Source organism: Pseudomonas sp. TAE6080 (assembly GCF_018732265.1).
GTDB classification, from domain to species: Bacteria; Pseudomonadota; Gammaproteobacteria; order Pseudomonadales; family Pseudomonadaceae; genus Aquipseudomonas; species Aquipseudomonas brenneri.
Genome location: NZ_JAHIDY010000079.1, coordinates 1 through 11,292 on the forward strand (window position 1 = coordinate 1; position 11,292 = coordinate 11,292).

General features: G+C 62.3%; 10 protein-coding genes. 7 read left to right on the forward strand and 3 right to left on the reverse strand.

Features of this window, described 5'->3' with window-relative positions; all coding sequences use genetic code 11:
* Positions 1-365 precede the first annotated feature (365 nt).
* The 3 genes from KL786_RS28770 to KL786_RS28780 are packed head-to-tail and all read right to left on the reverse strand — an operon-like array spanning position 366 to position 3,605.
* The gene (locus KL786_RS28770; protein WP_215519765.1) at positions 366-1,841 is read right to left on the reverse strand and encodes an FGGY family carbohydrate kinase; all 1,476 of its coding nucleotides are present in this window, start codon (positions 1,839-1,841) and stop codon (positions 366-368) included.
* 5 nt (positions 1,842-1,846) lie between these two features.
* Positions 1,847-2,779 (reverse strand): transketolase family protein, encoded by a 933-nt coding sequence (locus KL786_RS28775; protein WP_215519766.1) that lies wholly within the window; start codon positions 2,777-2,779, stop codon positions 1,847-1,849.
* Positions 2,769-3,605, reverse strand: coding sequence for a transketolase (locus tag KL786_RS28780; RefSeq protein ID WP_215519767.1), 837 nt, complete (start codon positions 3,603-3,605; stop codon positions 2,769-2,771). The genes KL786_RS28775 and KL786_RS28780 overlap by 11 nt, the downstream gene beginning before the upstream one ends.
* 362 nt (positions 3,606-3,967) lie before the next feature.
* On the opposite strand from KL786_RS28780, the gene KL786_RS28785 reads away from it, so the two are divergent.
* The 7 genes from KL786_RS28785 to tal all read left to right on the forward strand — a co-directional run bounded on the left by KL786_RS28785 (position 3,968) and on the right by tal (position 11,145).
* Entirely contained in the window at positions 3,968-4,972 is a 1,005-nt protein-coding gene (locus tag KL786_RS28785; RefSeq protein ID WP_032860980.1) for an ABC transporter permease, read from the forward strand.
* A gap of 50 nt (positions 4,973-5,022) precedes the next feature.
* Positions 5,023-5,955, forward strand: coding sequence for a sugar ABC transporter substrate-binding protein (locus tag KL786_RS28790; RefSeq protein WP_032860982.1), 933 nt, complete (start codon positions 5,023-5,025; stop codon positions 5,953-5,955).
* Positions 5,956-5,970: 15 nt separating this feature from the next.
* Positions 5,971-7,485, forward strand: a complete 1,515-nt coding sequence (locus KL786_RS28795) for a sugar ABC transporter ATP-binding protein (RefSeq protein WP_215519768.1) — start codon at positions 5,971-5,973, stop codon at positions 7,483-7,485.
* 91 nt (positions 7,486-7,576) lie between these two features.
* Complete coding sequence (locus KL786_RS28800) at positions 7,577-8,341, forward strand: SDR family oxidoreductase (protein ID WP_032860985.1); 765 nt, start codon at positions 7,577-7,579, stop codon at positions 8,339-8,341.
* Between the two features lie 31 nt (positions 8,342-8,372).
* On the forward strand, positions 8,373-9,173 hold the full coding sequence (locus KL786_RS28805) for a glucose 1-dehydrogenase (RefSeq protein ID WP_090290868.1): 801 nt from the start codon (positions 8,373-8,375) through the stop codon (positions 9,171-9,173).
* Between the two features lie 72 nt (positions 9,174-9,245).
* Complete coding sequence (locus tag KL786_RS28810) at positions 9,246-10,199, forward strand: sugar-binding transcriptional regulator (protein WP_215519769.1); 954 nt, start codon at positions 9,246-9,248, stop codon at positions 10,197-10,199.
* 22 nt (positions 10,200-10,221) lie between these two features.
* Complete coding sequence (tal, locus tag KL786_RS28815; RefSeq protein WP_215519770.1) at positions 10,222-11,145, forward strand: transaldolase; 924 nt, start codon at positions 10,222-10,224, stop codon at positions 11,143-11,145.
* The last annotated feature ends 147 nt before the right edge of the window (positions 11,146-11,292 follow it).

Genomic DNA, 11,292 nt, shown 5'->3' on the forward strand with positions numbered 1-11,292 from the left:
AGTTTTGGCATCGACAAAAATCAAGTGTGGGAGCTGTCGAGCCCTGGCGAGGCTGCGATAGCGGTGGGTCAGGCAACATCTCTGGCGCCTGTGCCGCCATCATCGCAGCCTCGCTGAAGCTCGACAGCTCCCACAGGGGATCGGCGGTGTGCCCTAAGTTTTGGCATCGACAAAAATCAAGTGTGGGAGCTGTCGAGCCCTGGCGAGGCTGCGATGGCGCTGGGTCAGGCAACATCTCTGGCGCCTGTGCCGCCATCATCGCAGCCTCGCTGAAGCTCGACAGCTCCCACAGGGGATCGGCGGTGTGCCCTAAGTTTTGGCATCGACAGAGATCAAGTGTGGGAGCTGGTTGCGATTGCGCTGGGTCAAGACAGCGTGCGTTGCAGCGCTTTTTTCCAGGCGCTGTAGTGCGCCTCCAGCGATGCTCCGTTGTCCGGCTCAAACCGCTCGCGCGAACGCTCCAATTGCGCCAGCGCCTGGTCGTCGGCCCATACTCCCAGCGCCTTGCCCGCCAGATGAGCTGCGCCCAGAGCCGAGACTTCCGGTGACAGGCTGCGCACCACCGGGCATTGCAACAGGTTGGCAAGGAACTGCATCAGCCAGCGATTGCGCGTGACGCCACCGTCGACCCACAACTCCTTCAGTGGGCTGCCGATGTCTTGCGCCATGGCATCAAACACATCGCGGATCTGATAACCGATGGACTCCAGCGCCGCCCGCAGGATATGCGCCCCGCACGTCGCCTCCGTCAGCCCGCAGATCAACCCTCGCGCGTCAGCCTGCCAATGCGGTGCGCCCAGCCCCGATAACGCCGGGACAAAGTACACACCACCGTTATCCGGCAGTTGCGCCGCCTGTTCGGTCAACTGGTCCAGGGACTCCCCCGCCACCAGCCGCGAGGCCCACTGCACGGCCGCGCCGGTGTGGACGATATTGCCCTCCATCGCATAGGTCGCTGCCACGCCGTCGTGCCAGGCCAGGGTGGTGGACAAGCCGTGGGTCGAGGCCAGCGGCCCGCTCATGGGGGTCATTAACGAAGAACCGGTGCCCAGGGTGGCCTTGACCAGCCCCGGCACAAAACCGCCCTGCCCGTAGAGTGCGGCGTGGGAGTCGCCAATCATCGACATCACCGGGATACCCGCCGGCAGTCGACCAAAGGCTGCCGTCTGGGCAAAAAAACCGGCGCTGGCCTGGATCGTCGGCAGTGCCGCCAGCGGGATGGCAAACAAGGCCAGCAGCTCTTCGTCCCAACGGCAGGTGTGCAGGTTGAACAGTTGGGTGCGTGCGGCATTGGAGTAGTCGGTGGCAAATACCTGGCCGCCACTGAGCTTGTACAACAGCCAACTGTCGACGGTACCCAGGCAGATTTCGCCCGTCGCCGCACGGGCATGGCCATTTTCCAGGTGGTCGAGAATCCAGCGCATTTTCCCCGCAGAAAACATCGGGTCCAGCGCCAGCCCGGTCTTTTCCAGGATGCTCGCCTCATGCCCCTGGGCGTGCAGTTGCGTACACAACAGCGTCGAACGCCGGCATTGCCAGCTGATGCACGGCGACAGTAACTCACCACTATGGCGATCCCAGGCCACCACCGATTCGCGCTGGTTACTGATAGCCATGGCGGTGATCGGCCGGTCAACCTGGGCCAGGCATTGATCAATCGCCGCCAGGGTACTGTCCCAGATCTGCTGCGGGTCCTGCTCGGAAAAACCGTCCTGGGGATGGCTCAGGCTCAAGGGCCGCGAGCCCCGGGCAATCACCTGCCCCAGCTCGTTGACCAGCACCGCCTTGGCATTGCTGGTGCCCTCGTCAATCGCCAGGATCAGTGGAGTCGTTTCGTTCATGGGCATCACCGCAACCGAGTGGCAGCCGCCACAATCCCAGCCGCGTCAATGCAATGCAAGGCGCGCGTTGGTTCGCGGGCGCCGGCGGCGGCGTACTCACCATCCCCAATGCCCAGGCGGATCAATGGCACGCCCAGCCCGGCCTCGGCCAGCACTTCGGCCACCAGGCTGCCGACGCCGCCGTTGATATTGTGTTCTTCCACGCTGATCACCCCACGCGTGCCACTGAGCACACTGAGCAAGACATCGCGCTGCAACGGCCGGATCGAGGACAGGTTGATCACCTGGGCCTCAATCCCCTGCTCGGCCAAACGTGCCGCCGCGTCCACCGCCTCATGCACCACTGACCCCAAGGCGACGATGCTCAGGTCCGCGCCCTGGCGCAACACATCGACCTGCCCCGGTACAAAACGGTATTGCGCACCATGCACATCGGGCAGCGCCTTGCCGTCCAGGCGGATATACACCGGGCCCTGGTAACGCAGGGCGTAATCAACAATTTGCCGGCACTCGATGGCATCGGCCGGGGCAAATATCTGCACATTGCCAAAGCCGCGCATCACCGAAATATCGTCCAGGCTGTGATGGGTGCTGGCCAGCGGGCCGTAGCTGGTGCCGGCATTGAGGCCGAACATCTTTACATTGGCCTGGTTGTAGCAAACATCCACCTTGATCTGCTCATTGGCCCGCGAGATCAGAAATGGCGCCGCATTGCAGGTGGCCGCAATCTTACCTCCCAGTGCCAGCCCAGCAGCGACGCTGACCAGCGACTGCTCGGCAATCCCGACATTGATCACGCGCTCGGGAAAACGCTGCATGAAGGGGCCGATCTTCGCCGTGGAGGTCGAGTCGCTGACCACAGGAACTACATCGAGGCCGGCATCCACCGCCGCCATGAAAGCCTCAACCATGACGCTCGCCAAATGTTCACTCGCCATGACTCAACTCCTCCAGTGCTGCGTTGATTTCATCACCCTTGGGCACGCGGTGGTGCCATTCGGGACGGGCTTCGATAAACGACACGCCCTTGCCCTTGATGGTGTGGGCGATCAGCACCTGCGGCGCGCCATGGCGGGTTTGCATGCGTTCCAGGGAGTCGATCAGTTGCGCCACATCGTTACCGTCGCACTCGCTGACGCTAAAGCCGAAGGCGGCCCATTTCACGTCCAGCGGGTCCAGCGGCATGATGTCGGCGGTCAGCCCGGCCAGCTGCAGCTTGTTCTTGTCGACGATCACAAACAGGTTGTCGAGGCCATACTTGGCCGCCGCCATCGCCGCTTCCCAGTTCGAACCTTCGGCCAGCTCACCGTCGCCGGTCAGCACATAGATGCGCTTTTGGCTGCCGGACATTTTCGCCGCCAGCGCCAGGCCCACAGCCACGGGCAAGCCATGGCCGAGGGCGCCGGTATTGAGTTCGATGCCTGGGGTTTTCTGGCGTACAGGGTGGCCCGGCAGGTGGGAGTTGAAATGCTGATAGGTCCCCAGCCATTGCTCTGGAATGTAGCCAGCCTGGGCCAGGCAGCAATACAAACCACCGACGCCGTGGCCTTTGCTCTGGATGTAGATATCGCGCTCGGGATCTTCAGTACGCTCCGGGCCTGCGTTGAGGATGCGGAAGTACAAGGTGGCGAGGATGTCGGTTTCCGAGAGATCGGCACCGGTATGGCCGCCCGCTGGCGAGTCGGCGTTCAGGCGGATGATATTGCGCCGGATCAGGCGAGCCTGTTCCTTTATTTGCAGGGCGTCGTACTGGAAGGCATTCATGCAGCGGCTCCTGTGGGGCTGACCACGCGAGGTGAAAGTGTCCAAGGCTGTCTTTTGAATATTTATTCAGCAATGACAATATATTTCTATTTAGGCGCCGTTCACGCGTCGGGTCAAGGGGCCGACTGGCTGAAAATCAAATAAATCGCTAAAAAAACCCTCGGACAGACGGTGGAAATCCCGCTGCAATCGCTCTGGCTCATGGCTTACAGGTAGGTCTTGGCAGGTTGTACAAGCCCTCGAAGAAAATTAAAGCGCTTGACTTTACCCCCGTGGCACCGGAATCTGAATTAACAGTCATGCCTGCATATATATGCAGGCAGCCATGACGACCTCCAAAAAAAATAAATCAGGAGAACCACGTGGACGCTAAAGCCTCGGTCCATCAGGCTGACCTCAAGCCCACCCGCCGCCCTCGGCTGGTCAAACTACTGCCCAGTAATATCGGCGGCCCGCTGATTGGCCTGGCCTTGCTGGTGCTGGTTTTCTCCTTCAGTTCCGAATTCTTCTTCTCCTTGCGCAATGGCCTGAACATTCTTGATCAGGTCACGGTGCTGGGCATCCTCGCCATTGGCATGACCGCCGTGATCGTCATCGGCGGTATTGACCTCTCGGTGGGTTCGGTACTGGCGTTCTCGATGATGATGCTCGGCTGGTTGTATCAGGACCAGGCCGTGCCGCTGGGTTTTGCCATCCCGATCTCGATTGCCACGGGCATGCTCGCCGGGCTGGTGTCCGGTGCGTTGATCACCTACGCCAAGCTACCGCCATTCATTGCTACGCTGACCATGATGTCGGTGGCTCGCGGGCTGGCCAACATTCTCACGCAAGGACGGCAGATCGTCGGCTACCCGGAGTGGTTTACCAACCTGGCGACCGTACGCCATTTCGGCTTCCTCTCGGCCACCGTCGGGTTGTTCCTGGTGATGCTGGTGGTGGCCTGGGTGTTCCTGCGCTTTCGCGCCGGTGGCCGCAACCTCTATGCCATTGGCGGCAGCCCGGAAGTGGCGCGCCTGTCGGGGATCAAGGTGCGGGCGATTACCTTGTGGGTGTACGCCGTCAGCGGCGCCTTGGCCGGGATCGCTGCCGTGACCATGGCCGCCCGCCTCGACTCCTCGCAACCCAGCGCCGGCCTGACCCTGGAACTGGACGCCATCGCCGCCGTGGTGATTGGCGGCGCCAGCCTCAGCGGCGGCGTCGGCAGTGTCGGTGGCACCCTGGTGGGTGTGCTGATCATCGGCGTGCTGCGCAACGGCCTCAACCTGCTGGGGGTTTCCCCATTCATTCAACAAGTGGTGATTGGTGTGGTGATTGCGTTGGCCGTGACCATCGACACCCTGCGCCGCCGTTCCAGTACCGCCCGTTAAACCTGTTCGCCAGTTGACACCCTCCAACAATAAAACCAGGAGTCACCGACATGTTCATCACCAAGAAACTGCTGCTTGCCACTGCCTTTGCCGCCGCGACACTGGGCAGCGTCGGCACCACCTGGGCCAAGGACCTGACCATCGGCCTGGCCGTGGCCAACCTGCAAGCCGACTTCTTCAACCAGATCAAACAATCGGTGGAAGCCGAGGGCAAGGCCAAGGGGATCAAGGTGATCACCGTCGATGCCCAGGGCAACTCCTCGACCCAGGTCAGCCAGATTGAAGACCTGATCACCCGCCAGATCGACGTGCTCATCTACATCCCCGCTGGCGCCACGGCTGCCGGTGTGCCGGTCAAAGCCGCCAAGGCTGCGGGTATCCCGGTGATCGCCGTGGATCGCAATGCCCCTGACGCACCGGGCGATACCTTTATTGCCAGCGACAGCGTGGCCGGGGCCAAGGCGCTCGCCGAGTACGTGGGCAAGGTCACCGAGGGCAAGGGCCGCATTGCGATCCTCCAGGGGCAACTGGGCACTACCCCGGAAAACGACCGGGCCAAGGGTTTTGCCGAGGGCCTCAAAGCGTTCCCCGAACTCACAGTGGTCGCCGAACAGCCGGCCGAATGGGCCCAGGACAAAGGCTTCGCCGTGGCCCAGGACCTGCTCCAGCGCGACCCGAACATCACCGTATTCTTCGGGCGGGCCGATGCCATGGCACTGGGCGCCGCGCAGGCGGTAAAAGTCGGCAATCTCGACCATAAGGTGGTCGTGGTGGGGTTTGACGGCGATGTCGCTGGTCTCAAGGCCGTGCAAAACGGTGTACTCAACGCAACCATGACCCAACAGACGCAAAAAATGGGACGCCTGGCCGTCGCCTCGGCGATCGACCTCAAGGCCGGCAAGGCGGTGCCCAAGGAGCAACTGCTGGAAACCGTGTTGACCACCAAGGACAACGTCGCGCCTTTCCTGCAACAACACCCTTGAGCCCGGGAGGTCGCCATGCAAGCCGCACTGGATAACCGTCACCCCCAACCGGACGCCGTACTGTGCCTGCGCGATATCGGCAAGGCCTACGGCCCGGTGCAGGTGCTGTCGCAGATCAATGTCGATATCCGTCCCGGCGAAGTACTGGCCTTGCTGGGCGAGAACGGCGCCGGCAAGTCCACCTTGTCGTCGATCATTGCCGGTGTGGTGCAACCCGATGCTGGCGGTTCGATGACCTGGCAGGGCCAGCCCTATGCGCCCGCCTCCCCCGGTGCGGCGCTGGGGGTTGGCATCGGCCTGATCCACCAGGAAATCCGCCTGCTGGCGCAACTGTCGATTGCCGAGAATATCTTTGTCGGCCGCCTGCCCATGCGTTTTGGCCGGGTGGACCGTGAATACATGGAAGCCCAGGCGCAGATCCAGTTGCAACGCCTGGGCCTGAATGTCCCGGCATCCCGCAAGGTCGAAGGCTTGAGCGTCGCCGCCCAGCAACTGGTGGAGATCGCCAAGGCCCTGACCCTCAAGGCACGGCTGCTGATCCTCGATGAACCAACGGCGGCCCTGGGCGGTGAGGAAACCGAGCTGCTGTTCCAGCAGGTCGAACGGCTCAAGGCCGAAGGCGTTTCGTTCATTTACATCAGCCATCGCCTGGAAGAAATCGCACGCATCGCCGACCGCATCCTGGTGCTGCGCGATGGCCGGCAGATTGCCTTGCACGCCAGCGCCCAAGTGCCGGTGCGCGAGCTGGTCGAGCAAATGGTCGGGCGCAGCCTGGAGCGGATTTTCCCGGCCCTGCAAGCCCCAAAGGAACACGTGATGTTGCAGGTCAAGGACCTCAGTTGCCGCGAGTTTGCCTTGCACGGTATTGATTTCAGCGTGCGGGCCGGTGAGGTGTTCGGGATCGCCGGGGTGGTTGGCGCCGGGCGTACCGAGCTGGTGCGCGCCATCGCCGGCGCCGCCGAGGATATCCAGGGCCACTTGCAACTGGACGGCCAGGTTCGCCGCCTGCGCACGCCCTGCGAAGCGATCCAGGCCGGCGTGGTATTGGTGCCCGAAGACCGCAAGCAGCAAGGGGTGGTGGTCGAGCATCGCATCGAGGACAACCTGGTGTATGGCAACACCGACCTGCTGGATAAAAGCGGCTGGGTCATCCCCAGTCGCCTGCGCGAATTTGCCCAGACGGCGGTAGCGCGCCTCGGCGTCAAAGGTACGCCGCAGCAACGGATTTCCAGCCTGTCGGGCGGCAACCAGCAGAAAGTGATCATCGCCAAATGGCTGGCGCGAAACCCCAAGGTGTTCATTCTCGATGAGCCGACCCGTGGCATCGACGTCGGCGCGCGGGCGGCGATCTATGAAGTGATCGCGGACCTGGCGGCCAAGGGCATGGCGGTGATTGTGGTCAGCTCCGACCTGGATGAAGTGCTGGGCTTGTCCCATCGGGTGATGGTGATGAGCCGCGGGCGGCAGATGGGGATATTGGCGCGCGGTGAAGCAACCCCCGTCTCGGTGATGGAGATGGCCACTGCCTGAACAACGCTGCCCCTTGTAGGCGCTGGCTTGCCTGCTCCCACATTTTGATCTCCATTGTTCTCACAAATACACACTGACTCGGAGTCCCCTCATGCAACTGTTCAGTCTCAAAGGCCAAGTTGCCTTCGTCACCGGTGCCGGCAGTGGCATCGGCCAGGCCATCGCGGTCGGCCTGGCTGAAGCCGGTGCCGATGTGGCCTGTTTCGACCTGCCCGGCAGCCCCGGTATGCGTAGCACCATCGAACGCATCGAGGCCCTTGGCCGTCGTGGCCTGGCCCTGGCTGGCACGGTCACCCGCCGTGATGAGCTGGACGCCGCTGTCGCCCGCACCGAGAAAGCCCTCGGCGAGTTGAGCGTGGCCGTCAACTGCGCCGGCATTGCCAATGCCCAGGCAGCCGAGGACCTGGAGCTGGAACGCTGGAAAACCACCCTGGATATCAACCTCACGGGGATCTTCCTCAGTTGCCAGGCCCAGGCCGCCGTGATGCTGCCACGGGGCAAGGGTGCCATCGTCAATATCGCCTCGATGTCCGGCAGCATCGTCAACCGCGGTCTGCTGCAAGCCCACTACAACACCTCCAAGGCCGGAGTGATTCACCTGAGCAAAAGCCTGGCGATGGAATGGGCCGACAAGGGCCTGCGGGTCAACTGCATCAGCCCCGGCTACACCGCCACGCCGATGAATTCGCGCCCTGAAGTCGCCGACCAGGTGAAGATTTTCGAACAGACCACGCCCATGGGCCGTATGGCCAGCGTGGAAGAAATGGTCGGCCCGGCGATTTTCCTGGTCAGCCAGGCGTCGTCTTTCTGCACCGGTGTCGACCTGTTGGTCGATGGCGGTTTTGTCTGCTGGTAAGCCTTTGAAAAACAACCGTGGAGCCCGTGACATGTCGCAACGATTCAGCGGTAAAACCATCGTGATCACCGGCGCCTGCCGTGGCATCGGCGCCGGCATTGCCGAGCGCTTTGCCCAGGAAGGCGCCAACCTGGTGCTGGCCTCCAATGACCTGGAGCGCGTGACCTTCACCGCCGAGCAACTGGCCCGCGAATACACGGTCGAGGCCCTGGCAATGGCCATCGATGTCACCTGCGAAAGCGATATCGAAAAGCTCTATCACGATGCCCATGCACGCTTTGGCAGCATCGACGTGTCGGTGCAGAACGCCGGCATCATCACCATCGACCACTACGACAAAATGCCCCGCGCCGATTTCGACAAGGTGCTGCAAGTCAACACCACCGGGGTCTGGCTGGGTTGCCGGGAAGCGGCCAAATACATGGTCAAGCAAGGCAGCGGGCGGTTGATCAACACCTCTTCCGGCCAGGGCCGCCAGGGTTTTATCTACACCCCGCACTACGCCGCGAGCAAAATGGGGGTGATCGGCATCACCCAAAGCCTGGCGCTGGAACTGGCGCGGCACAACATTACGGTCAACGCGTTCTGCCCTGGCATCATCGAAAGCGAGATGTGGGACTACAACGACCGCGTGTGGGGCGAAATCCTCAGCACCGACGAAAAGCGCTACGCCAAGGGCGAGTTGATGGCCGAATGGGTCAAGAACATCCCGTTGCGCCGCGCCGGCAAGCCTTCGGACGTCGCCGGCCTGGTGGCCTTCCTGGCCTCGGATGACGCCGCTTACCTGACCGGCCAGGCAATCAATATCGACGGTGGGCTGATCATGTCGTAACGAGCGGCGCCGGTTTGGTATCCTCACCGGCATTGTTGTTGTGCCCCTCACGATAAGGAACCTGAGGCCTTCATGAGCCAGATCGAAGAACAGCGCCTGATCACCAAGATCGCCAGCCTCTATTACGAGGAAGGGCTCAAGCAATCCGAGATTTCCGAACAGCTCGACTTGTCCCAGTCCTTTATCAGTCGCGCCCTGCGCCGGGCGCTGCAGGAAGGCGTGGTAAAAATCAGCGTAATGCGCCTGCAAGGCCTGCACCTGGAGCTGGAAAGCCAGTTGCAGCGCCGCTATGGCGTGCGCCGGGTCATCGTGGTCGAAGCCACGGAACCGGGCAACGATGAGAGCATCAAGCAAGCCATCGGCTCGGCCGCCGCCCACTACCTGGAAACCAGCCTGTCGCCCCAGGACCATATCGGCATCTCATCGTGGAGCAGCACCATCCGCGCCATGGTCGGCCATCTGCATGTGCAACCTGGTAAGCAAGGCGCCGAGGAAGTGGTGCAACTGCTCGGCGGCGTCGGCAACAAAGGCGCGTTCGAGGCCACCCTGCTGACCCAGCGCCTGGCCACCCTGCTCAACTGCCCGGCGTTCCTGCTGCCCTCGCAAAGCATCGAGCAATCGGTGGAGAGCAAGCAGCGCATCATCGAGATGGAAGAGGTCAAGGAAGTACTCAACCGCTTCGACAGCATCACCCTGGCGATTGTCGGCATCGGTGACCTGGAACCCTCGCAACTGCTGCGCAACAGCGGCAACTACTACACCGAAGACATGCTGCGCCTGCTGGCCGAGCGTGGCGCAGTGGGCGATATCTGCCTGCGTTACTTCGACGCCGAAGGCCGCCCGGTACTGGAAGAGGATGAAGAATTCGTCGTGTCCGTCGCCCTGCCCAAGTTGCGCGCGATCCAACGCGTGCTGGGACTGGCAGGCGGGCTGAACAAGGTCCAGGCGATTCGTGGCGCGCTCAAGGGCGGCTATCTGGACGTACTGGTCACCGACCTGGACACCGCCCAGGCCCTCAACACCTAACCTTTAAGGAGATTGCCCGCCCATGACCTCGAAACTCGAACAACTCAAGCAATTCACGACCGTGGTCTGCGACACCGGCGACCTTGACGCCATCTCCCGCCTGCGCCCGGTGGACGCCACCACCAACCCATCGCTGCTGCTCAAGGCCGCCGCCATCCCGGACTACGCCGACCTGCTGCGCAGCGCCGTCGCCCAGGCCAAGGGTGATGTGGGCCTGGCGTGCGACCAGTTCGCGGTGTCGGTGGGCTGCGGCATTCTCAAGGTGATTCCGGGGCGTATCTCCACCGAAGTCGATGCGCGCCTGTCCTTCGACGAAGAGGCGCTGTGGGCCAAGGCCAACCAGTTGATCGCCCTCTACGACCAGGCTGGCGTGGGCCGCGACCGGGTGCTGATCAAGCTGGCCTCGACCTGGGAAGGTATCCGCACTGCCGAACGCCTGGAAAAAGCCGGGATCCAGACCAACCTGACCCTGCTGTTCTCCTTTGCCCAGGCCCAAGCCTGTGCTGATGCCGGGGTGTTTTTGATTTCGCCGTTCGTGGGTCGCATCTACGACTGGTACCGCAAGAACACCGGCCTGGACTACACCGGCGCAGAGGACCCAGGCGTGCAGTCAGTGACGCGCATCTACAACTACTACAAGGCCAACGACATCCAGACCGTGGTCATGGGCGCCAGCTTTCGCACCCTGAGCCAGATCGAACAACTGGCCGGCTGCGACCGCCTGACCATCAGCCCGGACCTGTTGCAACAGTTGGATGCCGACCAGGGTCCGCTGCAACGCACATTGCAGCCGGGCGTCGCCGGTGAACCGCGCCAGCACCTGAACGAAGCGCAATTTCGCTGGGCGTCCAATGAAGATGCGATGGCGACCGAAAAACTGGCCGAGGGCATTCGCCAGTTTGCCCGCGACCAGGAGAAGCTGGAGGCGGTGTTGGCAGGGCTATAAACGTCTCCCCGGTATGAGCCGGCTTGCTGGCGATGGCGACCTGAAGAACACCGCAGGGTGTCGACTCAACGTCATCGTTGACAATCATCGCCGGCAATCTGAACTGGCCTAATGAATTTGGACACATCAATAGGGCGCTATGATGGC

What these genes read in the sequence shown, in the direction of transcription:
- KL786_RS28775 (WP_215519766.1), bottom strand. Translation starts at nt 2,779, where the DNA reads ATGGCGAGTGAACATTTGGCGAGCGTCATGGTTGAGGCTTTCATGGCG.
- KL786_RS28790 (WP_032860982.1), top strand. Translation starts at nt 5,023, where the DNA reads ATGTTCATCACCAAGAAACTGCTGCTTGCCACTGCCTTTGCCGCCGCG.
- tal (WP_215519770.1), top strand. Translation starts at nt 10,222, where the DNA reads ATGACCTCGAAACTCGAACAACTCAAGCAATTCACGACCGTGGTCTGC.
- KL786_RS28770 (WP_215519765.1), bottom strand. Translation starts at nt 1,841, where the DNA reads ATGAACGAAACGACTCCACTGATCCTGGCGATTGACGAGGGCACCAGC.
- KL786_RS28810 (WP_215519769.1), top strand. Translation starts at nt 9,246, where the DNA reads ATGAGCCAGATCGAAGAACAGCGCCTGATCACCAAGATCGCCAGCCTC.
- KL786_RS28805 (WP_090290868.1), top strand. Translation starts at nt 8,373, where the DNA reads ATGTCGCAACGATTCAGCGGTAAAACCATCGTGATCACCGGCGCCTGC.
- KL786_RS28780 (WP_215519767.1), bottom strand. Translation starts at nt 3,605, where the DNA reads ATGAATGCCTTCCAGTACGACGCCCTGCAAATAAAGGAACAGGCTCGC.
- KL786_RS28800 (WP_032860985.1), top strand. Translation starts at nt 7,577, where the DNA reads ATGCAACTGTTCAGTCTCAAAGGCCAAGTTGCCTTCGTCACCGGTGCC.
- KL786_RS28795 (WP_215519768.1), top strand. Translation starts at nt 5,971, where the DNA reads ATGCAAGCCGCACTGGATAACCGTCACCCCCAACCGGACGCCGTACTG.